The following is a 26,266-nucleotide window of genomic DNA, read 5'->3' as shown; positions in this document are numbered from 1 at the left end:
TCAGAGGCCATCCTTTACTACATATGCAATAAACAAATGCAGACCATCCGGTATTAGCTCCGCTTTCGCAAAGTTGTCCCGGTCCTCTCGGTAGATTATCCACGCGTTACTCACCCGTGCGCCGCTTTACTCAGGGACCGAAGTCCCCTTTCTCGCTCGACTTGCATGTGTTAGGCACGCCGCCAGCGTTCATTCTGAGCCAGAATCAAACCCTCCAGTTAAAATAACTAGAAAGCTACCTATTAGTAACTCATTCAAAACAAACTAGACCCGTAAGCTTCCACTCGAAAATGAAAAACCTACTTGAATCTTAAAAATCGGCTCACTATTTAATTGTCAAGGAACATGAATCAGGAAACTTCAACTTATAAAGATGAGCTGGATCAATGTCAAGCTTTTTCTTTCTGAAGAAGGAAATTTCCCTTTTTTCTCAATATGTTAATCAATGAACTGAATCCGGCTTCGTGTCGCCGAAAGATCGAGTTAATAAATAGGATCAGCCTGGGTGTCAACAACTATTTTCAAAAAAACAAAAATTTCTTCTCAGAAATTAAGCCCAAAACTATTCTCAAAAGAAAAATACTAAAATTCCAGACCCTTGGGGGTACGAGGGAACATGATCACGTCCCTGATATTGGTCACCCCAGTGGCCAGCATGAGCAGCCGCTCAAACCCCAGGCCGAACCCGGAGTGGGGCACAGTGCCGAACCGTCTGAGGTCGATGTACCACCAGTAGTCATCTCTATTCAGTCCGGTCTCATCAATCCTGGACTCCAAAACATCCTGACGCTCCTCCCGCTGGCTGCCTCCCACCAGTTCGCCCACCCCGGGAACCAGAACATCCATGGCAGCCACGGTTTGATCATCATCATTGACTCTCATGTAGAAAGGTTTGATGGTTTTGGGATAATCAAAAAGAATCACCGGCGCCTTGAAATGCTGCTCGCACAGAAATCTTTCATGCTCAGTCTGAAGATCCAGTCCGTATTCAACAGGAAACTCAAACTGCTGCCCGGACTGGTTAAGGATGTCTATGGCCTGGACATAGGGCAGACGGACAAAGGCCTTGTTGATGATATTGTCCAGCCTGGATTCCAGGTCCTTGTCCACGAATCTGGTAAAAAGCTCCAAATCGTCAGGACAGTTCTCCCTGACATGGATCAGCATCTTCTTAACCATGTCCTCGGCCAGATCCATATTATCTTTGAGATCGGCAAAAGCCATTTCCGGCTCAATCATCCAGAACTCTGCCACGTGCTTGGGAGTATTGGAATTTTCCGCCCGAAACGTGGGGCCAAAAGTATACACATCGCCAAGGGCGCAGGCCAGATTCTCTGCATTGAGCTGACCTGAAACAGTCAAATGAGCCCTTTTGCCGAAAAAGTCTATTTCAAAATCCACCCGTTTGCCCTTTGCTGCCAGATCGTCCAGGTCCAGGGCTGTGACCAGAAACATTTCTCCAGCCCCTTCACAGTCCGACCCGGTTACAATGGGAGTATGAATATAGTTGAATCCAAGATCATGAAAATACTTATGCACTCCAAAACTCATTTCCGAACGAATCCTGTTCATGGCTCCATACTTGTTGGTCCTGGGCCTCAAATGGGCAATAGTGCGAAGAAATTCATCCGAATGCCTTTTTTTCTGCAGGGGATAGGACTCCGGGTCTGCTCCGCCCACCAAAGCTATCATAGATGCCTTTACTTCCCAGGCCTGGCCTTTCCCGGGAGATGACACCAGATCACCGCTTATATCCACAGAAGCTCCGGTATTCACCTGATCAATGAACTCGTATCCCGGCACACCCTGATCAACGATCACCTGCAGATTTTTCAGGCAGGACCCGTCGTTGACCTCCAGAAAACAGAATCCTTTGGATTGTCTCTTGGTTCTCACCCACCCCTTGACCTGGATGTTGGATCGGGTTTCTGGGGAATTCAATGCCTGTTTGACTCTAATTCTCACTGTTTTGCTCCTGTTCAATGACACTTGCTCAAAGTCATCTGCAATATCTGCTGAAGCCCTTAGAGCATGTTCATGGGATCCAGATCCAGACTGGCCCTGATGTTTCTGTGTTTTTTCCAGAACGGCTCCAGCTGGCAGTAAACATGCTTGATGCTGGTCCAGTCCCTGGCCTTGACCAGAAACTGGTATCTATCCCTGTTTTTCAATCTTGACAATGGGGCCGCTGCCGGTCCCAGAAGCCTGACTCCAAATTTATCCGCAATGCCCGGGGAAAATCTTCGCAGCTCGGAAAGCAAGTTCTCGCCTTTGCTCCATCCTGCTGGAACGGACAATCTTATAAGCCCCAGCCTGACAAACGGAGGGTATCCAAAAAGCCTTCGCCTGGATAACTCCTGTTCAAAAAAACCATGATAGTCGGAAGCAGCAACAAACTGCCAGCAAAAATGTTCAGGATTCCTGGTCTGTATGAAGACCTGACCAGGCTTGTCTCCTCTGCCGGCCCTCCCTGAAAGCTGGACCAGGAGCTGAAAGGTCCTTTCAGAAGAACGATAATCAGGAAGTCCCAGCCCCAGGTCTCCGTCCAGGACAATACACAGGGTCACATTGGGAAAGGTATGTCCCTTGCTGAGCATCTGGGTTCCCACCAGGACCTGGGCGCGGTTCCCGGCAAAGGCGTCCAGTATCTCCTCAGTCCTGGCCGGGTTCCTGGCGCTGTCCCTGTCCAGTCGCAATACATTTATGTCTTTTAATTTTTCTATAAAAAACTCTTCAATCTTTTCAGTACCGTCCCCCACTGGAACAAATTCAGCTCCCCGGCAGTTCTCACAAAAAATGGAAAACGGAAGGGATTTGCCGCAGTAGTGGCATACCAGCCTTTGCCTCTGCTTGTGCAGGGTCAGACTCACTTTGCATTCCGAGCACCTAGCGATTTCCGAACAGTCGCTGCACATGATGATGGGGGAATACCCTCTGCGGTTATGCATGATTATGGCCTGCTCGCCCCTGCCCAGGGTCTCTTTCAAGGCCTTTTCACATCTGCTGGACAAAGGACCGAATCCAGGCGGATCTTTTTTCAGATCAACAAAACTGACCCTGGGCAGAATGCTTTTGCCCACCCGACTGTTCATGGTAACCAGGTTCACTTTTTTTTCCCTGGCCGCATAAAAGCTTTTTACATCAGGAGTGGCAGATCCCAGAATCAAAACCGAATCATCCCGTTTGGCCAGATAGTGAGCTATCTCCTTGGCCTGATAAACAAAGACCTGATCCTGTTTGAATGATTCGTCATGTTCTTCATCCAGAATTATCAGTCCCACATTCTGAAGCGGCATGAACAGGGCCGACCTGGTGCCCACCAGGATGATCGGTTCCTCAGATCTGGACAGGGCAAGAAAAAGAGATTCTTTGTCTTTTGAGCCTTTAAGACCATGGTGCAGAAAAACCCTGCTGGAAGGCAGGGAAGTACAGATCAGGGCATAAAGCTGAGCTGCAATGGCTATTTCCGGGGCCAGGATAACGGCAGACCTTCCTTTTTCCAGACACTCCCTGGCCAGGTTCAGATAAACAATGCTTTTCCCGCTACCGGTTATACCATGCAGAACACTGACGTCAAAAACCCTTTTGCCCAGCTTGGGCAGGAAAAAAGACAGGGCCTCCTGCTGATCCGGTGTCAGTTCATAGTCAATCCTCTTCCCGGAACAAGCCCTGGCCTGCCCCCCTTCAGGGTTTTGGATCTGAACCCTGACCAGTCCTTTGTCCGTTAATGACTTGATGCTCGTCCCAACCTGAGGTCCAAAGACCTTTCTGAGGTGGGACCCTGTGACCTCCCCCTGCTCCCACAGCAGATCCATAATCTTCCATTGCAGTTTGGCATTGGGCAAAATCGGCCAGGGAGGATCTTTGGCCACGGAAATAATCTTTTGAGACACCCTGCTCCTGGAAAAAAAATCAGCTTCACCAGCCATCCAGGAGTCTGCAAGGTCTTTAAGGTGCCTTTTATCGGAACCTGGCCCGGGAAAAGGAACCTTTTGACCGGACCCTTTTATAACAAGGGCATCCGGCAGGCGGCGCAGTCCTTCAGGCAGGACACTGGCCAGGATTCTGGCCAGGGGAACCAGGTGTCTTTTGGAGAGTTCAAGAATCATTTCCAGGTATTCCCGGGAAATAAGAGGCTCCCTTTCCAGGGGCCAGTGAATATCTTTGAGTTTCTTCAAAGGACCCATGGGCACATGAGTCTCCAGCACTCCAACCCTGAGCACGTCCCCCCGGCCCATGGGAACCGTGACCCTCAGCCCGGGCGTCCAGGTCTGGGCTGAAAAATACTCAGGCTCCTGATAGACAAGACTTTTGTAAGGCGGGCTCAGTACGGCTACAGACCATATCGCCCGGGAATGATGGTAATTTGACATTATTTGGCGGAATCAAAAGAGAAATGTTGATCAGGTCCGGGACTGGGACAGAAGAAAATACTATTCTCCAAACAAAACAGCCTGCCAGAGATAATACTCTGCAACCAGGTCCGGTGGCCTGAGCACTGCCTGAGAAAAGGACTGTTCAAGCCGTTCAGAAGAAAAAAGGAGCTTATCATGAGACGAACCGATCTCCCTCCATCTGATCTGACAGACCAGTTTTTTCTCTCCGGAATCAATGATTAATTTGTGGGGCAGCTTATAGTTGCCCACATTTCTTTGTTCAAGCCAGCCCAGATCCAGTATTTTTCCGGCCCTGGAAAAAAAAGTGCGGATAGGAACCAGTTCTTCATTGTCCAGCCACAGCTGAGGCCCTGGATCATCAGGATCAGACATGCCTAAGGCCAGGGCCGGACGGCCATGAAAAAAATGATAGCTTTGCCGCTCAGGGTCCAGCCCCTGGTCTTTCCACCAGTCCAGACTGTAAAATAAAACATTGATCAGAGGCGGATATATTTCAGACAGGCCATAGGCCATGAGGACGGTTTGACCTCTTCCCACAGCCACTGCTGCCACCTTTTCTCCAGCCCCGGTTATCTGAACCCATTCCTGCCGCCAGTCCTGTCCCTGCTGCCAGATCCGCAAAGAAACTCCCTGGTCAACAAAATCCATGGCCAGAGAATAGCTGTCCATGCCGGACCGGTAACTCTCAATCCTTTTGGCTAGATCCGATTCGGACCCAGCCAGGCCGGAAGATGGAACTGTCCATAATATAAAGCTGATCAAAAGAGCCAGCCCCCTGACTATTTGCAAGGCAAAAACTCCTCCAGCCTTTGAAGCAGTTCATCGCGCAGTTCCTCGTCCTGCAGCGCGAAGTATATGTTTCCTGTCAGATAGTCGGCCCAGTCTCCAATATCAAACCGTCTTCCATCAAGCTTGACCGCCAGAAGTCTCTTGTTCTGAGCCAGGGCCTGCAGGGCGTCGGTCAGCTGATATTCAAGATCATATCCTGGCTCCAGATTCTCAAGATATTCGAATATTTCCGGAGTAAGCACATATCTGCCAACTATGGCCAGCCTGGACGGGGCATTTTTGGGATCAGGCTTTTCAAAGACCTGTCTTACCCGGTAAAGCCCGGGTGCAAACTCCTCTCCCTGGATGATGCCGTATTTGGAGACCCTTTCCAGGGGCACCTCAACAACTCCCACCACAGGCATATGCTCGGTCTTGGCTACTTCCATGAGCTGCTTAATAGCCGGTTCCCTGCTGAACATGAGGTCGTCTCCCACCATGACCGCAAAAGGCTCCTGTTTGACTACCTCTCTGGCACAGAGGACTGCATGTCCCAGACCCAACTGCTCTTTTTGCCGTACGGAAATTATATTTGCCATTTCAGCAACCTGCCTGACATCTTTCAAAAGATGCTCCTTGCCCGACCTGCGGAGCAGGGCTTCAAGGGACAGGTTGTAGTCAAAATGGTCCTCAATGATCCTTTTTTGCTGGTTGGTTACAAAGACCACATCGTTCAGGTCAGAATCAATGGCTTCTTCCACCACGTACTGGACCGCTGGTTTTTTATAAACAGGAAGCATCTCCTTGGGAACGTTCTTGGTGGCAGGCAATGACCTGGTTCCCCAACCGGCTACTGGAATAATCACCTTCTTGGCTTCCACGTAAAACTCCTTTTATGTATGATACTTACCAAATGATAACCCAGAGGTCTTTTCATTTTCAATATAATCTTTCTCTGACCCTGAGACCTTCCTGTTCAGCTTAATCTTATGAGCAGATAAAAACAAGTTGGTTAATCCTGCCAGCCAGCAGAATCAGGAATCAGCTCTGAGTCCGTGTTCCACCTCTTCAGCCAGGTCTGAAGCCCATTTTTCAACTAGGGCTTCATCATCTCCCTCCACCATGACCCTGGCCACTGACTCGGTTCCAGAATATCTGAGCAGGACTCTTCCTTTCTTGCCCAGGCTCTTTTCCGCCTTTTCCAGGGCCTTTCTGATGTTTTCCACTTCCTCAAAAGGTATTTTTCTTTCAACATGGACATTGATGAGTTTCTGGGGAAACGGAGTCAGCAGCCTGGAGAGTTCAGACAGTGGTTTGTTTTTTTCCAGCATTATCCGCAACAGCCTGATACCGGCCAGGATTCCATCGCCAGTGGTTGAATAATCAAGAAAGATAAGATGGCCTGACTGTTCTCCGCCCATGATGGCCCCTTTCCGGCGCATGGCTTCAACAACATATCTGTCTCCCACTTTGGTCCGGATGAGACTGCCGCCTATGGAACCCATGAACACTTCCAGGGCCATATTGCTCATAACGGTTGATACCAGCAGGTTGCCTGGAAGAGAATCTTTTTCCATCAGATCCATGGCGCAGATAGCCATAATCTGATCACCGTCAAGGACCACTCCGTTCTCATCAATGGCTATGAGCCTGTCACCGTCTCCATCCAAAGTCAGGCCCAGATCAGCCCCATGTTCCAGGACCATATTGGCTGCCACCTCAGGGTAAAGTGAACCGCACTTTTTATTGATGTTCAGCCCGTCGGGCTCAACTCCGGTCATAATGACTTTTGCCCCCAGCTCTTCAAATATCAGGGGGGCGACCCTGTAGGTGGCTCCATTGGCACAATCAATGACCACCTTCATTCCCTGGAGGCTCATGGTGTTGGGCAGGCTGTTCTTGAGGTGAACGATGTACCTACCCGGGCTGTCCACGATTTTAGTGGCCCTGCCCATAAGTTCCGGCTGAGGATGAGCCCAGTTGATATCCGGTGACAAAACCATCTCGGAAATTTCATCCTCAACCTGATCAGACAGCTTGAATCCCATTTGGTCGAAAAATTTAATGCCGTTGTCCATGAACGGATTGTGGGAGGCGGATATAACCACGCCCAGATCAGCCCGCATGTTTTTGGTCAGAAAAGAAATGGCCGGAGTAGGCATGGGACCCACCATATAAACATCCATGCCCGAAGCACAGAAACCCGAAGTCAGGGCATTCTCAAAGACATATCCGGATAATCTTGTGTCCTTGCCGATGAGTACCCGGTGTCTTCGGCGGCCGTTACGAAAGTATTGACCGGCTGCCAGCCCCAGTCTCAGGACTATCTCCGGAAGCATGGGAAAAATATTGGCCTGACCTCGAAGCCCGTCTGTTCCAAACAGTTTTTTGCGCATAAGAAACTCCTTAAATATATCTTGTCCGGATCTGATTCCGGATACGGTCACCTTATTTCGACTCTGATGGTTTCCGGGCGCTTCTCCACCACCTGTCCGTCTCTTGGCATATCCACCCCTACTTGCAGTTCATGTACGCCCGGCTCCATTTCCTGGTCTATGCGGATAAAATAGCCAATGCCATCCCGCCAGCCCTCAGTGCGCAAGAGGGTCTTGGGCAGGGCCAGGTTGGCCCGGACATGATCAGGCTCAATCCTGTAGTCCACTCCTTCATCAGCAATGACCTGCACAGGCTTGCGCACCCAGATTTCCTCCAGGACAGGGCCAAACACGAACTCAACCAGGACCTCTCCTACTGATGAGTCCACCTCCGGAAAAAGCTCCAGTCCGACTTTCCGGATGACCCTTCTTGGGGTTTCATCCCTGATTTCAATATGCCTGGATTCGATCTCCTCGATCCGTTCCACCACTCTGGCAGCCCCGCTTATCCTTACATGTTCAGGTTCCACCCGAATTTCCTTGAGTTCAAAATCAGGGCTGATATGGGCCTGCCAGCTTATCCTCACTGGAACTGTTTTGGTCAGGATCCGGTCAACATCCAGCTCCAGCCTGGAAGGGGAAATCTCGACCACCTCCATGGCCCTGGGAAGGTTGATGTTCTTGGGGTCAAGAACCACGACATTGCTGCCCCTCCTGATCCCGCTAAGATCTAGGGTATAACTGATCCTGCCGGTCTCCAGCCTGTTGAGGATGGTGCTGGTCCCCCTGCATCTGACCCGGACAGACCCCACCATTCCACTCCTGATCATATGGTCTGAAGGAAGGTTAACGATTTCAACCGGCACATTCAGCCATATCTCCACCTTCTCCTGACCACTGATAAGATACCAGAAGAACAGAGCCAGCACAGCTGCTATGATTCTGTATTGCCAGTTGACTTTAAACATCTCATTTTTCCCAGGCAGTGGACAGCACTCTTCTCAGACGGACTTCATCCAGGGCGGTAATGAGTTTTCCTCCTATAGCCACGGAAATGGCTCCCCTTTCTTCAGAAACCACTATGGCGATGGCATCGGTTTCTTCAGTAATGCCCAGAGCAGCCCGGTGCCTAGTGCCAAAGTCCCACTTGGACTTGATGCCCACGGCCAGGGGTAGAATACATCCGGCAGCCACAATCTTATCGTCCCGGATCACCACAGCCCCATCGTGCAATGGGGTGTTGGGATAAAAAATGGTTTCCAGAAGATCTTTGGAAAAGGAAGAATCAAGTTCAACTCCTGATTCAACAACATCGCCCAAGGGAGTGTTCTTTTCAATGACCACAAGGGCCCCGATTCTTTTCTGAGCCATGGCCACCAGGGCCAGGATCAGCTCGTCAAGGATGACCAGGCCCGGCCTTGATTTGAACCAGAGCCTGCCTGCGCCCATCTCGGCCAAAGCCTTGCGGATGTCCCGCTGAAAAAGAATGATGATGACCAGAAACAGGGAGCCCAGGAAGTTGGCCAGGAGCCAATGCAGAGTGTGCAGGCCGAATTCTCCGGAAAAGTAGTAGATGACCAGGAGCAGGAGCAGACCGTAAAAAACCGAGACCGCCCTGGTACCCTTCACCAGCAGGATCACCCGGTAAATAATAAAGGCCACAACAACAATATCAACGATGTCGCGCCATCCGAATTGAACAAAGCCTAGATTCAAAACCATATGCTCTTAAATAGTTCCAAAGTATTCCTGGTGGATTCTACATCATGGACCCTGTGGACAGCCACACCTTTGGCTGCGGTCAGAGCTACAGCCACCTGGGTGACCATGCCTCTTTTTTCAAGTGCCAGTCCCAGCAGCTTTCCCCAGACCGACTTGTTGGAAAGACCAAGATACAGGGGAAGGCCAAATGTCTTAAACTCTTGGATCCTGCGCAGAATTTCCAGGTTGTGCTCCAGAGTTTTTCCAAATCCAATGCCCGGATCCAGCACTATCCGGTCTTGGGACAGACCTTTACCAATCAGGACATTAAGACGCTCTTCAAAAAAAGAACAGATATCTGAGACCACATCCCCGTAGCTGGGGGCATCCTGCATGGTTTCAGGCGGCCAAAGACTGTGCATGAGGACATAACCCGGCTGGTGCTGGGCCAGGATGTCCGGGAGGTCCGGATCAAAACGGCATCCTGAGACATCATTGACGGCAACCGCCCCTGATCTCAAGGTTTCATCAGCAACAGAGGCCTTGTATGTATCTATGGATACATTGGCCCGGGGATGCTTTTCAAGGATTTTTTTAAGAACCGGCAAAACCCTGGACAGCTCCAGAGGGGCATCAACCCTCTGGGAAAAAGGCCGGGTGCTCTCTCCACCCAGGTCCACCATGTCCGCACCCTGGGCAATAAGGTTGCAGCCGGCGTCTGCAGCAGTTTCATGGCTCTGATGGCTTCCCCCGTCAAAAAACGAGTCAGGAGTAACATTCAATATTCCTGCAATCAAAAAAGGGGCAGGGCCCATGACCCTACCCCCTTTCAGCACCCATTTCGTCAAACTGTTTTCTTCCATGGTATTACTTATTGTTCAGAAGACAACTGCTACTCAATCTTGAAGCCCTCATCCTCTTTTTTTTCTTCGGTCTTGTCAGGTTCCTTGTCTTTTTTTTCCTCGCCAGGTCCGGGGTCTCCGTTACGCATCTTTTCCTCCAGGGGAGGTAGTTCTTCCCCGTTCATGACCATCTCCACCTCCTTGCCGGTCAGGGTTTCCCTTTCCAGCAGGGCCTCTGAAAGCCTGTGCAGGGTGTCAGTATGTTCCTGCAAAAGCTCTTTGGCTTTCTCATAGGCGTCCCGGACAATTTTCTTAACTTCCTCATCAATGAGCCTGGCGGTTTCCTCGCTGTATTCCTTGTGCTGGGTGAATTCCCGGCCCAGAAATACTTCTTCGCCCCGGCCGCCAAAAGCCAGGGGGCCCAAGGTATCACTCATGCCCCACTCACAAACCATCTTCCTGGCCATCTTGGTGGCCCGCTCAATATCATTGCCAGCGCCGGTAGTCATCTGGTTGAACACCAGCTCTTCAGCCACCCGTCCTCCCAGAAGCACAGCCAGGTTGTTTTCCAGATATGTCTTGGAATAATTATATCTTTCATCCTGCGGGAGCTGCATGGTCACTCCCAGGGCCCTACCCCTGGGAATTATGGAGACCTTATGGATGGGATCGGTTCCGGGCAGGAGCCTGGCAACTATGGTGTGGCCGGCTTCATGATAGGCCGTGGTCTTTTTTTCCTCATCGCTCAGAATGAGACTGCGCCTTTCCTTGCCCATGAGAACCTTGTCCTTGGCTTCTTCAAAATCCTCCATACTGACCTGTTCCTTGTCCAGTTTAGCTGCATGCAGGGCAGCCTCATTGACCAGGTTCTCCAGGTCAGCCCCGGAAAATCCCGGTGTTCCCTTGGCTATGACCTCCATATCCACACCCGGGGCCAGCGGAGTCCTTCGGCTGTGGACATCCAGAATCCTCTTTCTGCCCGCCACGTCCGGATTGGGCACCACCACCTGGCGGTCGAACCGGCCCGGTCTGAGCAAAGCTGGATCAAGAACATCCGGCCTGTTGGTGGCAGCAATCAGGATGACGCCTTCGTTGGATTCAAACCCGTCCATCTCCACCAGGAGCTGGTTCAGGGTCTGCTCCCTTTCATCATGTCCGCCTCCCAGGCCTGCCCCTCTCTGCCGTCCCACTGCATCGATCTCATCAATAAATATGAGACAAGGAGCGTTTTTCTTGCCCTGGACAAAAAGATCCCGGACCCTGGAGGCACCAACACCCACAAACATTTCCACAAAGTCCGAACCTGAGATGGAAAAGAAAGGCACCCCGGCCTCCCCGGCCACGGCCCTGGCCAGCAGGGTCTTTCCTGTTCCTGGAGACCCGACCAGCAGAACCCCCTTGGGTATCCGTCCTCCCAGCCGGGTGAACTTCTTGGGATTGCTCAGAAAGTCAACCACCTCGCTCAATTCGTCTTTGGCCTCATCCACTCCGGCCACATCAGCAAAAGTGACCTTGCTGTCCTCCTGGGAAATCATTTTGGCCTTTGACCTGCCAAAAGACATGGCCTTGCCTCCCCCCCCCTGCATCTGGCGCATGAAAAAAATCCAGACACCTATAAGCAGGAGCATGGGGAACCAGGAAATAAAGATCGTGGCCAGCCATGATCCCTGCTCCTCAGGTTCGGCCTCCACCTGGACATTGTTCTTGACCAGCAGATCCACAAAGCCCGGATCATCAGGGATGAAAGAAGTGAACCTGCGATCATCAATGAGCACTCCAGTGACCTTCTGGCCCTGAATCTTGACCGCCATTACTTCGCCCTGGTTGACCTTGGTAAGCAGCTCAGTGTATGTCAACTTGTACTGGGGTACCTGCGGCTGATTGAACAGGTTGAACAGGATGATCATCACCAGGGATATGGTTGCCCAGAGCAACAGGTTTCTAGAAAAATTATTCAAATCCTTACCTCCAGCCGAAACCGACCTTGATTTCAGAAAAAATCAGTTTCCTTTATTATGTTTGATTAAGCAAGACCCCTTATCCGTCGGGACAATATGTCTTGCCTTGTCTTATTGTTACTGCTAATAGACGTTCTCTGCGGAAGCGTTTCGTCACCGGTGTGGCGCCTGGACTTCAAATCCAGTGGAACGGTTAACCCCGTTCGGTAGGTTCGACTCCTATACGCTTCCGCCACTTCTGCCTGGTGCTGGTTTCCAGAATCCAACTGACAATCAGTGTTTCCAGGGCCTTCTTAACCCCCTGTTCAGGCACTTTCATTCAGCCAGGAGCTGATCCCGGCCATCTGGACGGAGACCGATTCCGGACCGGTTCCGCCAGGGGTGTTTCTTCGCTTTACAGCCTGCCCATAATCCAGAACATCATAAATATCTTTGTCCACCAGATCAGAAAAACTCTTCAGGTCTTCCAGAGCCAGATCCTCCAGACCAACTCCTTTTTTCTCGGCAAAGGCCACAGCTTCTCCGGTCACGTGGTGGGCCTGTCTGAAGGGCATCCCCCTGGAAGTCAGATAGTCAGCCATCTCAGTGGCATTCAAAAAACCTTTTTTCAAGGCCTTAACCATGGCCTTTTTATCAAACTCCATAGCTTCCACCATGCCCGACATCACCCGGAGACTCGAAACCACTGTATCATGGGCCTCAAAATACGGCCCCTTGTCCTCCTGCATATCCCTGTTATAGGTCAGGGGCAGGGCCTTCATGGTGGTCAGAAGAGATACAAGCCTTCCAAAGACCGATCCGGTCTTGCCCCTGACCAGCTCGGCAACGTCGGGATTCTTCTTCTGGGGCATGATGGATGATCCTGTGGAGTATGCATCAGGAAGCAATATAAAACCGAAACCCGGGTTTGACCAGATAATAATTTCTTCACTCAGCCGACTTAAATGGGTCATGATCAAAGAGGATACAAACAGTCCTTCCAGGGCAAAATCTCTGTCGCTAACAGCGTCCATGCTGTTGGCAAAGACTTTTTCCAGCCCCAGTTCCCCGGCTACTGTCCCTGGATCCAAAGGGTAGGTTGTTCCAGCCAGGGCCGCTGCCCCCAGTGGCGAAACAGAAACTCTTTTCAAGGCGTCTTCAGCCCGTTCATGATCTCTTTTGAGCATCTGGGCATAGGCCAGGAGATGCTGGGCCAGACTTACTGGCTGGGCCGGCTGGAGATGGGTGTACCCCGGGAGGATGGCCTCTCTGTTCTTTTGAGCCTGTCCCAGTATGGCCTGCACAAGTACTTTAATTTCTTTCTGCCACAATAAAAGACTTTCCCGGACAAAAAGACGAAAATCCAGAGCCACCTGATCATTACGGCTTCGCCCTGTGTGCAGCTTCTGACCCACCGGCCCCACTATCTCGGTCAGACGCTTTTCAATATTCATATGCACGTCTTCAAGTTCAGGACTCCAAACAAAAATCCCGGACTCGATCTCCATACGGATCTGCTCTAAACCACTGATGATGACCCCGGCCTCCTCAGCGGTCAGCACCCCCTGTCGACCCAGCATGGCAGCATGGGCCTTGGAGCCTGCAATATCCTGGGCATAAAGTCTGCGGTCATGATCCAGGGACTGGGTGAACTGTTCAACAAGGGAAGATGTTTTCTCCTTGAACCGGCCTCCCCAGAGCTTGGAACTTTCCTGCTCTCTTTGTTTCATTGATCTTGTACTGTCCTGCAGGATGATCCTGAAAAAGGGTTATTTTCGTCCTGACCCCAAATTTAGAGACATGAGCCTTAATCCGTTCAGCCTGATGAATCCGGCTGCATCCTGCTGATCATAGACCTCGTCCTTTTCAAAGGTGGCCAGGTCCGGATTATACAGGGAATAGGGTGACCTTCTGGCCAGAGGATATACTCCCCCCTTATACAGCTTCAGCCTGACTTCACCGGTGACCCTTTCCTGAGTCTTATCCACCAAGGCCTGCAGAGCCTCCCTTTCAGGAGAATACCAGAAGCCGTTGTAAACCATGGCCGAGTACTTTGGAACCAGCTCGTCTTTGAGGAGCATGCTTTCCCTGTCCAGGCAGAGCCCCTCCAGATCCCTGTGAGCTGCATAAAGAATGGTCCCGCCGGGTGTCTCATATACACCCCTGGACTTCATGCCCACGAACCTGTTTTCCACCATGTCCAGACGGCCAACACCATGTCGTCCGCCCAGGGAGTTGAGCTTCTTGATCAGCCGGGCCGGACTCATGCTTTCCCCGTTAATTCTGACCGGATCGCCTTGTTCAAATTCAATGCTGATGATTTCCGGATCATCCGGGGCCAGCTCCGGGGGCACAGACAGCTGATAACTGCCTGGTCCGGGTTCAGCCCAGGGATCTTCCAGTTCTCCGCCCTCAAAAGACAGGTGCAGAAGATTTCGGTCCGAACTGTAAGGCTTTTCTTTGGTCACCGGAACCGGGATATTGTTGGCCTTGGCAAAGGCCACCAGCTCAGTTCTGGAATGCAGATCCCACTCTCTCCAGGGAGCAATGGTCTTCAGGCCCGGGTTCAGGGCCATTACTGTCAGCTCGAACCTGACCTGGTCATTACCCTTGCCGGTTGCACCATGGGCTACTGCCTGGGCTCCTTCTTGGGCTGCTATCTCCACCATTCTCTTGGCAATCAGAGGTCTGGCTATGGACGTTCCCAACAGGTAGCGGCCCTCGTAAATAGCTCCAGCCCTGAACATGGGGAAGACAAAATCTCTGGCAAACTCTTCCTGAAGATCCTCTATGTATGCCTTGGCAGCCCCGGTGGACAGAGCTTTTTCCTCAAGACCGGCCAGTTCTTCTTCCTGGCCCAGATCAGCCGTAAAAGCAATCACCTCACAGGAATAGGTCTGTTGAATCCACTTGAGGATGACAGACGTGTCCAGACCACCTGAATAAGCCAGCACAACCTTCTTGATATCCGCCATCATTGCTCTCCGTATTAGCCACAGCACATCAAGGTGCCGGGATTATTTTTAATCAGGGGCAACAACCCATTCCAGAATGGCCTTCTGCATGTGCAGTCTGTTCTCAGCCTGATCCCAGATGATGGACCTGGACCCTTCCATGATCTCTTGGGAAATCTCCTCACCTCTGTGGGCAGGCAGGCAATGAAGAACCTTGACCTCTTTGTCCGCTGAGCTGAGAAGATCCTCATTCACAGAAAACCCCTTGAATGCTACAGCCCTCTTATCCTGTTCCTGTTCCTGTCCCATGGAAGCCCAGACATCGGTATTGACATAATGAGCCCCGCTGACGGCCAGGGCCGGATCATGGGTAACAAATATCCTTGCTCCCATATGCAGAGCCCGCTCCAGTATGTCTCCCCCGGGCTCATAACCCTTGGGTACGGCCAAATTCAGCTGAAAAGGAAAGTAAACCGCCGCATTTATCCATGAATGGGCCATGTTGTTCCCATCCCCCACCCAGGCAATGGTCAGGTCCTCAAAATTTGGAGTACGTTCGTAAATGGTCAGCAGATCGCTCATGACCTGGCAGGGATGATAATCATCGGATAATGCGTTGATTATGGGAATCGAGCTGTACCGGGCCAATTCCTCAAGCTTTTCCTGGCCATAGGTCCTGACGATGAGCCCGTCAGCATAGCGGGAAAGAACCCTGGCCGTGTCTTTCAGGGGTTCACTCCTTCCAAGCTGGGATTCCCTGGAGGTCATAAACACGTAGTGTCCACCCAGATGGGAGATCCCCACCTCAAAGGATACCTTGGTTCTGGTGGAAGCCTTTTCAAAGATCAGGATAAAGGTCCTGCCTCTGAGCACCTCTGACCTGTGGCTGGTGCGCTTCATTTCCCCGGCCCTGCGGACCATTTCATGGGCTTGATTATGGGACAGATCCAAAATGGTTAAAAAATCTTTTTTCATATGCACTCCAAGGTGGGCCAGTTGCAAAAGCAATTATATTGCCCCATGATGCAGGAGTTGTAAAGATTCAAAACCCTGACCCGGCAGAGGAAGTGTTTATTATTGCAAAAAAACACAATGCTTGCTATATTTAGTTGAGTATCAAGCCCGTGTCTGAACGGGCTGTCCAGGCATGATCCTGATTCCGTCCCAGCTTGTTCAAGTAACCAAATGGAGTAATATTTTATGGTCAATAACCTGTATAACCTCATCATAAGCGACACAACCAGACTCTGTTATCATAACTGCCTCAGGCTTTATCCTGAAAACTCCTCCATCCTTGATGTGGGCATTGGAAATGGAATCATGATCAAGAAAAACCATAGTCTCATCAAAGGAAAAAATCTCAGTATCACCGGGCTGGACATCAATAAACACTACCTTGAACACTGCAAGAAGATGATTCGGGTCTTTGATCTGGAAAGCCAGGTCAAGGTTCACCATCAATCGGTACTGACCTTTAACCCTCCTGAAAAATTCTGCTTTGACTATATTTTTTTCGGAATGAGCTTCATGCTCATGAAGGATCAGAAAAAAGTTCTGGACAGGACCAAAGAATGGCTGAAGCCTGCGGGCAAAGTCATCTTTTTTCAGACAATGTTCAAAAACAAGTCCAAACTCATGGAATTTGTCAAACCAAGGTTGAAATTCCTGACAACAGTTGATTTCGGCCAGGTTACTTATGAAAAGGATTTCTACGAACTTCTGGACCAGGAAAATTTCTGCCCCTGCGAAGACAAGCTTCTCAAGAAAAATGTATTCAACGGAGAATACCGGCTCATCATCACCAGACCTGAGAGCGCAGCCTGAGTACTGGAAATCCGGCCTCGGTCTGCTGTGATTATTGCCAGGGTCTTGATGAATATTTCTGCAAAAGCAGCCAGGAGGTCAGCCCCAGACCGGCGCAAAGAACCGCCAGCAGACCCAGCACCTCTATTTTGTCCTGCCACTCAAGGGAAATGAACCCCATGGCAGCGGCTCCGGATGTCATCAAAGAAAACATCAGAAAAGAGGACGCAGCTCCTGCTCCCCTGCCTGCCTGTTTCAAGACCAGGTTATGACTGGGCGGCCGGCTCAGGCCCAGGGAAAAGGACATGACAAACATTGGCAGGGCAAGATCCCAGGGACTCTGACCCTGTCCCAGAAGAAGCCAGATACCGCCTCCTGCCACTCCAGCAAAACCCAGGCTCAGAATATTCCGGGACAGGATATGCCTGGTCAGCCTGATGCAGGTAAAAGCTCCAGCCATCACAGCCAGGGCGTTGAATCCGAAAAAGTACCCGTAAACCTGTTCACTCAGACCGAATCCGGAAATGTATATGTCCGAAGACGCAGCAATAAAGGCAAAAAGGGGCATGGAACCAATGGAAACCACCAGCGCCAGGCTGATATAGCGCCGGTTTTTCAAAAGCAAGGCATACCCGGTCAAAAGACCTGCATCTCGGGTCCGCTCTTGAGGACAGAGGGTTTCTTCCATCCTGACCACCCCTGCCAGGGCGATCAGGCCCAGTCCGGCAAGTACAGCAAATATCCAGTTCCAGGGCAAAAAAGCCAGTATCCAACCTCCAATAATAGGAGCCAGCATGGGTGCCAGGGCCACCACCATTGAAATATAGGCCAGAGCCCGCTCCCGGCTTGTTTCTTCAAAAACATCCCGGACAACGGCCAGAGCCAGGGAAGCAGCCGAAGCAGCCCCTGCCGCCTGCAGCATGCGGGACATGATCAGCCCGGTGGAACTGGAGGAAAGAGCGCACATCATGCTGGCCAGGACATAGATCAAAATGCCTGCCTTCAGGACCGGTTTGCGGCCAAACCTGTCAGACAATGGACCATAGATCAGCAAAAAAATGCTGTAGGTCACAAAAAATCCTACCAGAGTCAGGTTGATGACCCACAGGGGTTCCTGCCACATCTCTGCCAGGGACGGGATGGCCGGCAGATACATATCCGTGGAAAGGGGAGGAAAGGCTGCAAGAAGGGCCAGCAGCGCTATCCACTTTTTCACCGGCAGCCCCTGTTAATCCTTGACAGCTGAGGAAACCTCATACCTTTCAATGGAGTCCGGGTCCCATCCGCCGCCCAGGGCCTTGGACAGGGTGGCCACTGCAACCAGTCGGTCCCTGACTGCATTATTCAGGTCCTGTCTGGCAGCAAAAAGGTCCTGCTCTGCTTCCAGGAATTCCAGGAAACTGATCATCCCTTCCTGGTAACGCACTTTGGCCAGGTTTCTAGTCCGTTCCACTGATCCAACCAGCCTCAGAACTGCCTCCTCCCGGTTTTGGGCAGACTGATAAATGGCCAGGGCGTCGCGGACCTCGTTAAAGGCCGTGCTCACTACTGCTTCATACTGGATCTCAGCCTGGACATACTGGGCCTGGGCCGCTTCTACCCCGGCCCGGGTCCGCCCGAAATCAAGCAGAGGACCGGCTGCCTGGGCACCCATGCTCCAGTTCCTGGCCGAAGAGGTGAACAGGTCCCTGGTTTCCGGAGCCAGGGTTCCCAACAGGCCGGACAGATTCAGCCTGGGCAGCCGCTCGGCCCTGGCAATGCCAATGGCTGTTCCTGTGGCCCTGGCCCTGGCCTCGGCTGAACGGATGTCCGACCTGCGGTTCAAAAGCTCAGAAGGCAGGACCAAGGGAACTGCACCCGGATTAAAGACTGACCTGGCCAGCCCGTATCTGACCCGATCATCATCAAAAAGCTCCAGAGGACTCAGCCCGGTCAGGACACCCAGAGCTCCTTCCAGGATCCTGACCTGTCTTTTCAGATCCGGAACCAGAGCCCTGACCTTTTCCAGGGCTGACTCAGCCTGACCAAGGACAAGCTCATCCACCTGGCCTGCTTCAAACCTGATCCTCTCAAGTTCATAAGTCTGCTTCCTGAGTTCCAGGGTCTGCCTGGTTATTTCCAGTTCCTCTCTGGCTGCCACCAGATTGAAATAAGTGACCACCACGTCCGAAATCACGCCCTGGCGGACAGCTTCCTGGGTATACTGACTTTCCAGGAGAACAGCCTGGGCTGCCTCCCGCTCCATGGCCAGTCTGCCCCAGATGTCCAGCTCAAATTCCAGAAGCCCGGCCAGGGAAAACAGGTTGCCCCTGGATCCACCAGGAATGCCTGTAACAGCTTCAGGCTGTCTCTGCCTTACTGCTTCAGCCTGGACTCCCACCGTGGGGAGCTGCTCCGCCCTGGCAAAGCCGAGTCTGGCCCTGGCCTCCCAGACCCTGGCCGCCTGAACGCGGATGTCCGGATTGTCCTGAACAGCCTTGGCCACCAGCTGGTTCAACATTGGATCCTCAAATCTGGTCCACCACTCCAGCAGATAATCCTGTCCATCCCTGGTCAGGGCCTCGGTTTCCGGCCAGGTCCCGGGAAGATCCGGTTTCCTGAGTTTGTGATCAGAACCCATGGCACATCCGCCCAGAAAAAGGACCACTAAAAACAGCAGTCCAGGGCAAAAATGTCCTTTCCAGCCCGCGCTGTTATTCATCATTCTTTCCTTTGCAAGGCTTGAGCATCTTGCGGTTGTGAAACCAGAAGGTGGAGTCATCCATCAGTTTGAAAAACAGCGGCACAAAGAGCAGGGCCAGAGAACTGGCCAGAACCATTCCTCCCACCACCACTGTACCGATTTCCTGGCGGCTGGCTGCGCCTGCCCCAGAAGCAAACACCAGGGGTAAAGTACCTATGATAAAGGTCATGGCAGTCATGGTGATGGCCCGAAAACGCTGTCTGGCAGCTTCCATGGCCGCTTCAGATGAGCACAGCCCCTGTTCCCGGTTCTGGGCTGCAAATTCCACTATCAGGATGGCGTTTTTGGCTGCCAGCCCAATCAGGACCAGCAACCCTACCTGAAAATAGATGTCATTGGGAAAACCCCGGAGCATGGCAGCCAGGGAAGCCCCAAGTACAGCAAAAGGCACTGCCGAGGCCACGGCCAGGGGCATGGCCCACCGCTCGTACTGGGCTGCCAGAATCAGAAGAACCATGACCATGCCCATGGCAAAAGCCAGGCCGCCTGTGCCGGCAGCTGCGTCAAGCTGAAAAGCCTCTCCGATCCAGCCTATGGACGCATTGGAACCCTGCAGGACCTGGGCCGCCACCTGCTCCAGGGCTTCCTTGGCCTGCCCGGTGGTGTATCCAGGGCCAGCATCAGCCATCAGCCTGGCTGCACTGTTCATATTGTACCGGTTTATTACATCCGGACCGGAAATCCGTTCCAGAGTGACCAGCGAACTCAGCGGCAGCATCTGTCCGGATTGGGAGCGGACAAAGACTTTATTCAGATCTTCAGGCCGGCTTCTGAAGTCTTTTTCTGACTGCAGGTTGACCTGCCAGTTACGGTCAAGCATGGTAAAATCATTGACGTAAAGTGATCCAAAGGTACTCTGCATGGTCTCAAAGACCTGGTTGACAGGAACTCCCATCTCCCTGGCCTTTTCCCGGTCCACCACAGCCTGATATTTGGGGATATTCATATCCATGGTGGCCCTGGCATTGGTCAGCTCCGGACGTTCATTGGCTGCAGCAGTCAGTCTTGAGGCTATATCCTGGACCTGCTGCAGGGTCGGACCGCCCCGGACCTCCAGATAGCCTTCAACTCCGCCGGTTATGGAAAGCCCCACTATGGGCGGAGGAACAAAAGCCAGGACATTGGCCTCAGGAATCCCCAGACCCATGCCCATTATCCGGCCGGCCAGGGACTGGGCATCCTGACCAGGGCCCTGGCGGGCATCCCAGTCAGTCAGATTGATGAACCCGACCCCCATGTTGGTCCGCAGGGCCATGTCAAAAATATCTACCCCGGCTACTGTGGTGAATCCCTGGACCTGGTCCATTTCCACCAGCATGCCTGAGAGAGTGTTTCTGACCTCTTCGGTTCTGGACAAAGCTGAAGCCGGGGGAAGCTGGTAGACCGCCAGGGCCAGCCCCTGGTCCTCCTGAGGAACCAGCCCCGGGGCCATCCGGCTCACCATCAGGACCGTCCCTCCGATTATTCCGATAAAAATCAGGGTACTGACGATGGAATGCCGCAAAATCTTCTCAACCAGCCAGACAAAAGAACTGGTCAGTTTATCAAAAAACCGGTTAAAAAGGACAAAGGGCTTGGGCACGGTCTTCTTCTGCCTGTCCAGGAGCAGGGAACACATGGCCGGGGTCAGGGTCAGAGCAACCACCCCTGACACCACAACCGCAACAGCAATGGTCACAGCAAATTGACGATACAGCTCACCGGTCATTCCGCCCAGAAACGTCACTGGTGCAAACACCGCCACCAGGACAAGGGTGGAAGCCACAACCGCTCCAGCCACCTGCTTCATGGTTGCAATGGAAGCCTCCCTGGCCTTGAGGTTTTCCTCCCGCATCAGCCGGTCAACGTTTTCCATGACAATGATGGCGTTATCCACAACAATGCCGATGGCCAGGACCAGCCCGAACAGGGTCAAAAGGTTTACTGAAAACCCGAAAGCCAGCATTCCGGCAAAGGTCCCGATCAGGGAGACCGGAATGGCAGCCACTGGAATCAAAGTGGCCCGAAAGCGCTGCAGGAACAAAAAAGTCACCAGGATCACCAGGATCACGGCCACTATCAAGGTCTTGACCACTTCTCGAATGGAGATATCTATGAATTCAGTAATATCATACCCGATGGTGTATGCTGTTCCAGCTGGGAAATTTTCAGACATCCGGTCCAGGGCTGAATGAACGATTTCAGCTGTATCCAGGGCATTGGCCCCGGGCTGAAGATAGATGGCAAAGGCAACTGCGGGCTGACCATTATAGGTGGCTGATGTGCCGTATGCCTCCGAGCCCAGCTCCACTCTGGCCACATCGCCAAGACGCAGGGCGCCAGAGTCCCTTCCTGACCTGAGAATTATCCGCTCATACTCCTCTGGTTCAACCAGCATCTCAGCCGTAGTCACGGTATATGTAAAGATCTGCCCATCCGGGGCCGGCTCAGCCCCGAGTCGGCCTGCGGCAAAGTGATCACTCTGCTCCCGCAGGGCAGCGGCCAGATCAGACGGAGTCAGCTCATGCTTGGCCAGCTTGTCCGGGTCCATCCAGACCCGCATTGCATAGTCTTCTGATCCGAACAATGAGGCATTTCCCACCCCTGGCAACCGGTTCAGCTCCTCCAGGACATTCAGGATCAGATAATTGGCCAGAAACAGAGTATCCCTGGTTCCGTCCGGGGAATACATCACCGGAACCATGAGCATGTTGGTGGACCTGGATTCAGCCCGCACTCCCATGTCCCTCACTGTCTGAGGAAGCTTGGGCAGGGCCGCCTCAATCCGGTTGTTGACATTAACCGCAGCCATGTCCGGATCAGTGCCCATTTCAAAGGATATGGTGATCTGGAGAGTTCCAGCGTCAGTGGAAACCGATTCCATGTACAGCATATTGTCTACGCCGTTGATCTCCTGTTCCAGAGGAGCGGCCACAGCCTCGGCCACCACCCTGGCGCTGGCCCCTGGATAAACAGCACTGACCACCACTTCCGGAGGAACCACATCAGGATATTGTTCCACAGGCAGGATCCTCAAGGCTGCTGCACCAGCCAGAACGATCAATATTGAAATAACCGAGGCAAAAATAGGCCGGTCAATAAAAAACCTGAACATTATTCAGCCTCCCTGGACCCAGTCTGCTCAACTCTGACTGCCATCCCCTCCCTCAGGGCCACCTGGCCATTCACCACCACCAGGTCACCCTGATCCAGGCCTTCCCAGATCACCTGTCCAGCCTTGACAACCGGGCCAAGGCTGACCCGGCGGGTCCGGGCCGAAGAATCCTCATCAATGATAAAAACTTCCGGTCCTTCAGGTCCCTGGTTCACAGCCTGTTCCGGAATCAGGGCAACGCCTTGAAGATTCTGCACCAGCACCCTGACCCGCACAAACTGGCCAGGCATGAGTTCATGCCCGGGATTTGGAAAGACCGCCCTGGCACTGACCATGCCGGTGGCAGTATCAATGGTGCTGGCCATGAAATCTATCTGCCCCTTGTGGGCGTATTCTTGACCATCGGAAAAATGGATTTCCACCCAGGCCCTGCTTTCTTTAGCAGAAGCCGGTTCTGCCCGGTCAGATCCTCTTTTAGCCAGGGCGTCTTTTTCCGGCAGAGAAAAGCGAACATGGACCGGGTCATTCTGAGTCATGGTGGTCAGGAGTCCACCCCAGCTGATGAGATTTCCTTCTGAAACATCTTCCATCCCGGTCACTCCGGCCACAGGGGAACGTACCTCTGTATAGCCCAGACTGCGACGGGCATCGTCCAGAGCAGCCTGGGCAATACCCAGCCTGGCTCTGGCCAGTTCAAATTCGGTCAGGGCCTGGTCCTTTTCCCGCTCACTCACAGCGCTTTGTTCATAAAGCCTGGAATGGCGCAGCCACTCTCTTTGGGCATGATCATGAGCCGCCCTGGCATCAGCCAGCTCGGCCCTGGCCCGGCGATGGGCAATCTCGTAAGGTTCGGGATCAATGATGAACAGGACCTGATTTTTTTCTACAGCTTCACCCTCGTGGTAAAGCTTTTTCTTGAGGATGCCCTCCACCCTTGATCTGACCTCAACCTGTCTTGAACCATGAACCCTGGCCGGATAGTTTGCAAAAACTTCCACGTCAGTCATTTCCACTTCCTGTACGGCAACAACAGGCAGCGGCCTTTGCCCGGTGTCTTCCTGAACCGGGTCCTGCCCGCACCCGGCCAGGCCCGGAACAAGGATTAAAACCGGCAAAATGACCTTAAGCATTTTCAGACGCCATATTTCAAACAGTCCCATGGAAACCTCCGTGTTCAGTAAATTTTATTGTCCATACCGGTTCCAGCCTGGTTTCAAGCCGGTTTCAGGCAGCAGAGAATACCTTCAAGTATAAACAAATCTGCCCCGGACAACAACAGGAAAGCCCGGGGCAGATCTTTCATTTCTTTTTGGAAAAGGGGAGTAGACCCGCACGCAACAACGGAGATGGCAGGGCCATGCCGGAGCAGGAGCTATAGAAGATGCAGCTTGTCAAGTGCTCCAGTCGCTCAGAATCAGTTCAAGATTGCTGTTCAGCTTTTTATTCACCTTGTCCAGTCGCCAGCTGGAATGGGTCAGCCAGCCGAACCTGGAAAAGGATTCTGCAATACCCAGTCCCTCCTCAGAGAAAGACTGGGTTCCTGACTCTTCCTGCCGGCTGAGTATGACCACGATATCGGTCTCCCAGTCGTTGCGGATCAGGACGTTGATGGAGTCCAATCCCTCGTGATCACCAAGGCTGAGCATCCTGGCCTCGGCCAGGGCTTCCTGCCTGGATGATTCATTAAAAGCCCGCACCTGGATCATTTCAAAAACGCCGTACATGGCAACCTCGCTGGTTTTTCTGACCAAATCCATCATAATCTCTTCTCTGGATACCTGCCGGAACTTCATGATTGCGCCCTTTAACCGGTCCGGACCGGACCGGCCAGCCACCTGGCAGGCCGATTCACCTCCAGCCAGGCAATCACGGCTGGGCTCAAATTCCTTAAGCATTAATGGTGCCACAGATTTAAACATAAACAAAACAGCATTTTACCAAAGAAGGCTAGCTCTTTAGTCATATCTGACAAGCTCTTGTGGTCATATTTGACCTGGAGAGCCCGGGTAGTCATATTTGACAAACTGCCGGATCTCAAAATAAACTCCAGCTCAGACCAAAACCGTAACCAAGGAAGGACCATGGATCTGAATATTTTTTTCCGCGAAGCCACCATGCGGATATGCAGCAGCCTGAACCTGGAAAAGGCCATGCAGAGCACCCTGGAATACTTTGGCCGGTACATGCCTGCTGACTCCCTGCTCATAGGAATCATTAACCCCCATCTGGGAGTATCAAGAATCATTGCCCACATAGGGCCTGACGACTGGCCCAAAAGACTTGGGACTGTCCCTCTGCCCCAGATCATCATGGCCAGGCTGGTTCAGGAATGGAAATCCGAGCCCAAGTTCGGCATCTTGAATGACCCGTTGCAGGACGAGCCCGACTTTGCAGAGCTGCATCATCTATTCTGGCCTGACCAGGTCTCTCTGCTGCACACCGACCTTGCCCTTGAATCCAAACGGATCGGCATTCTCATGCTGGCAGCCAGAGGGACACACAGATACCGGGAAGAGCACGCCAGGATGATGAACAGCCTGAATGAACCCTTTTCCATAGCCATGGCCAATGCCCTGCAATATGAAGAGGCTGTCAGACTCAAAGAAATGCTGGAAGACGACAATAAATACCTGCACAGTGAGCTGCGCAGCATGTCCGGGGACAGGATCATCGGGGCGGATTTCGGACTCATGCAGGTCATGCGCATGGTCCGGCAGGTGGCTCCTCTGGAAAGCCCGGTCCTGCTCCTGGGTGAAACCGGGACCGGCAAAGAACTTCTGGCCAATGCCCTGCACTCGGCTTCTTCCAGAAGCTCAGGCCCGTTCATTAAAGTCAATTGTGGAGGACTGCCCGAATCCCTGGTGGACAGCGAACTTTTCGGACATGAAAAAGGAGCATTTACAGGGGCCATTTCCCAGAACAGGGGGAGATTTGAAAGGGCTCACAACGGAACCATCTTTCTTGACGAAATTGGAGAGCTTCCCCTCAATGTCCAGACCAAGCTCTTAAGGGTCCTGCAGCACAGGGAGATCGAACGGGTGGGCGGCAACAAAACCGTTCCTGTGGACGTCCGGATCATCAGCGCCACTCATCAGAACCTTGAACTGATGGTCGGCCAGGGCAAATTCAGGGAAGACCTGTGGTACAGGCTCAATGTCTTTCCCATAATGATCCCGCCCCTGCGCCAGCGGCCCCAGGACATCCCTGCCCTGCTGGATCATCTCATCTCCAGAAAATGCCGGGACCTGAAGATCACCAGCAGGGTCCGGCTGGTGCCTGGAACGGTTCAAAAACTTCGAAGCCATCATTGGCCCGGAAATGTCCGGGAGCTGGAAAACCTGGTGGAGAGGACCTTGATCCAGGCCCGGGCTGCCAGTCCTGGATCGGAAGTCCTGACCATAAACCTTGATCCAGGAGCAAAACAGGACCTGAGGATAAACCCGGTCCATGCAGCTGATAAATCTCTTGTTTCCTTTGATGAGGCAGCATCCCTGCACATCAGAAAAGCCCTGGACCTGGCTGATGGCAAGATCACAGGGCAAGGCGGTGCAGCGGAGCTGCTCAGGCTGAACCCCAGCACCCTCAGGGGAAAGATGCGTAAACTTGGCATCTCTCCCCTGGGCAGGTCAAACCAGGGTCATGTCTGAACCTC

General features: G+C 52.4%; 19 protein-coding genes, 1 tRNA gene and 1 rRNA gene. 3 read left to right on the top strand and 18 right to left on the bottom strand.

Features of this window, described 5'->3' with window-relative positions:
* The 10 genes from P771_RS0111935 to ftsH form a co-directional block, all read right to left on the bottom strand.
* Positions 1 to 221: ribosomal RNA gene (locus P771_RS0111935) — 16S ribosomal RNA — on the bottom strand; the annotation flags it as partial.
* A gap of 361 nt (positions 222 to 582) precedes the next feature.
* Positions 583 to 1,965: an asparagine--tRNA ligase gene (gene asnS / locus P771_RS0111930; RefSeq protein ID WP_035244414.1), complete on the bottom strand. Its 1,383-nt coding sequence runs from the start codon at positions 1,963 to 1,965 to the stop codon at positions 583 to 585.
* Between the two features lie 59 nt (positions 1,966 to 2,024).
* Entirely contained in the window at positions 2,025 to 4,373 is a 2,349-nt protein-coding gene (gene priA, locus P771_RS0111925) for a replication restart helicase PriA (protein ID WP_035244411.1), read from the bottom strand.
* A 60-nt stretch (positions 4,374 to 4,433) separates the two neighbouring features.
* Complete coding sequence (locus P771_RS0111920; RefSeq protein ID WP_028575316.1) at positions 4,434 to 5,186, bottom strand: hypothetical protein; 753 nt, start codon at positions 5,184 to 5,186, stop codon at positions 4,434 to 4,436.
* Positions 5,177 to 6,046, bottom strand: a complete 870-nt coding sequence (galU, locus tag P771_RS0111915) for a UTP--glucose-1-phosphate uridylyltransferase GalU (RefSeq protein WP_028575315.1) — start codon at positions 6,044 to 6,046, stop codon at positions 5,177 to 5,179. Before galU ends, P771_RS0111920 begins: the two co-directional genes overlap by 10 nt.
* A 153-nt stretch (positions 6,047 to 6,199) precedes the next feature.
* Positions 6,200 to 7,561 carry a phosphoglucosamine mutase gene (gene glmM / locus P771_RS0111905; protein WP_028575314.1) on the bottom strand — a complete coding sequence of 454 codons (1,362 nt, stop codon included), beginning with the start codon at positions 7,559 to 7,561 and terminating at the stop codon, positions 6,200 to 6,202.
* 47 nt (positions 7,562 to 7,608) lie between these two features.
* Positions 7,609 to 8,508 (bottom strand): CdaR family protein, encoded by a 900-nt coding sequence (locus P771_RS0111900; protein WP_028575313.1) that lies wholly within the window; start codon positions 8,506 to 8,508, stop codon positions 7,609 to 7,611.
* A gap of 1 nt (position 8,509) precedes the next feature.
* Positions 8,510 to 9,262, bottom strand: coding sequence for a diadenylate cyclase CdaA (cdaA, locus tag P771_RS0111895; RefSeq protein ID WP_028575312.1), 753 nt, complete (start codon positions 9,260 to 9,262; stop codon positions 8,510 to 8,512).
* A complete protein-coding gene (gene folP, locus P771_RS0111890; protein ID WP_435050731.1) occupies positions 9,253 to 10,023 on the bottom strand; it encodes a dihydropteroate synthase in 771 nt (256 codons plus the stop codon). Before folP ends, cdaA begins: the two co-directional genes overlap by 10 nt.
* A 110-nt stretch (positions 10,024 to 10,133) precedes the next feature.
* On the bottom strand, positions 10,134 to 12,041 hold the full coding sequence (ftsH, locus tag P771_RS0111885) for an ATP-dependent zinc metalloprotease FtsH (protein ID WP_028575310.1): 1,908 nt from the start codon (positions 12,039 to 12,041) through the stop codon (positions 10,134 to 10,136).
* 141 nt (positions 12,042 to 12,182) lie between these two features.
* Here ftsH and P771_RS0111880 point away from each other — a divergent pair.
* A tRNA-Sec gene (locus P771_RS0111880) sits at positions 12,183 to 12,276 on the top strand.
* A 70-nt stretch (positions 12,277 to 12,346) separates the two neighbouring features.
* On the opposite strand, the gene argH is transcribed toward P771_RS0111880, so the two are convergent.
* The 3 genes from argH to argF are packed head-to-tail and all read right to left on the bottom strand — an operon-like array spanning position 12,347 to position 15,949.
* Positions 12,347 to 13,750, bottom strand: a complete 1,404-nt coding sequence (argH, locus tag P771_RS0111875) for an argininosuccinate lyase (protein WP_028575309.1) — start codon at positions 13,748 to 13,750, stop codon at positions 12,347 to 12,349.
* Positions 13,751 to 13,789: 39 nt separating this feature from the next.
* Entirely contained in the window at positions 13,790 to 14,995 is a 1,206-nt protein-coding gene (locus tag P771_RS0111870) for an argininosuccinate synthase (RefSeq protein ID WP_028575308.1), read from the bottom strand.
* Positions 14,996 to 15,043: 48 nt separating this feature from the next.
* Positions 15,044 to 15,949, bottom strand: coding sequence for an ornithine carbamoyltransferase (gene argF, locus P771_RS0111865; RefSeq protein ID WP_028575307.1), 906 nt, complete (start codon positions 15,947 to 15,949; stop codon positions 15,044 to 15,046).
* A gap of 225 nt (positions 15,950 to 16,174) precedes the next feature.
* On the opposite strand from argF, the gene P771_RS0111860 reads away from it, so the two are divergent.
* Positions 16,175 to 16,798, top strand: a complete 624-nt coding sequence (locus P771_RS0111860) for a class I SAM-dependent methyltransferase (RefSeq protein ID WP_028575306.1) — start codon at positions 16,175 to 16,177, stop codon at positions 16,796 to 16,798.
* A gap of 31 nt (positions 16,799 to 16,829) precedes the next feature.
* Here the strand turns inward: P771_RS0111860 and P771_RS0111855 are convergent, their stop codons facing one another.
* The 5 genes from P771_RS0111855 to P771_RS0111835 all read right to left on the bottom strand — a co-directional run bounded on the left by P771_RS0111855 (position 16,830) and on the right by P771_RS0111835 (position 24,509).
* Positions 16,830 to 17,993 carry a multidrug effflux MFS transporter gene (locus P771_RS0111855; protein ID WP_028575305.1) on the bottom strand — a complete coding sequence of 388 codons (1,164 nt, stop codon included), beginning with the start codon at positions 17,991 to 17,993 and terminating at the stop codon, positions 16,830 to 16,832.
* 12 nt (positions 17,994 to 18,005) lie between these two features.
* Positions 18,006 to 19,478, bottom strand: a complete 1,473-nt coding sequence (locus P771_RS17440; protein WP_084301877.1) for an efflux transporter outer membrane subunit — start codon at positions 19,476 to 19,478, stop codon at positions 18,006 to 18,008.
* Complete coding sequence (locus P771_RS0111845) at positions 19,471 to 22,614, bottom strand: efflux RND transporter permease subunit (RefSeq protein ID WP_028575304.1); 3,144 nt, start codon at positions 22,612 to 22,614, stop codon at positions 19,471 to 19,473. Before P771_RS0111845 ends, P771_RS17440 begins: the two co-directional genes overlap by 8 nt.
* A complete protein-coding gene (locus P771_RS17435) occupies positions 22,614 to 23,774 on the bottom strand; it encodes an efflux RND transporter periplasmic adaptor subunit (RefSeq protein WP_035244408.1) in 1,161 nt (386 codons plus the stop codon). The genes P771_RS0111845 and P771_RS17435 overlap by 1 nt, the downstream gene beginning before the upstream one ends.
* Positions 23,775 to 24,005: 231 nt before the next feature.
* On the bottom strand, positions 24,006 to 24,509 hold the full coding sequence (locus P771_RS0111835) for a hypothetical protein (RefSeq protein WP_028575303.1): 504 nt from the start codon (positions 24,507 to 24,509) through the stop codon (positions 24,006 to 24,008).
* Positions 24,510 to 24,695: 186 nt separating this feature from the next.
* On the opposite strand from P771_RS0111835, the gene P771_RS17430 reads away from it, so the two are divergent.
* The gene (locus tag P771_RS17430; protein ID WP_035244481.1) at positions 24,696 to 26,261 is read left to right on the top strand and encodes a sigma-54 interaction domain-containing protein; all 1,566 of its coding nucleotides are present in this window, start codon (positions 24,696 to 24,698) and stop codon (positions 26,259 to 26,261) included.
* Positions 26,262 to 26,266: the final 5 nt, after the last annotated feature.

Origin of the sequence: Desulfonatronovibrio hydrogenovorans DSM 9292, assembly GCF_000686525.1 — a bacterium.
Classification (GTDB): Bacteria; Desulfobacterota; Desulfovibrionia; order Desulfovibrionales; family Desulfonatronovibrionaceae; genus Desulfonatronovibrio; species Desulfonatronovibrio hydrogenovorans.
This window is presented reverse-complemented; position numbering and strand designations above follow the sequence as displayed.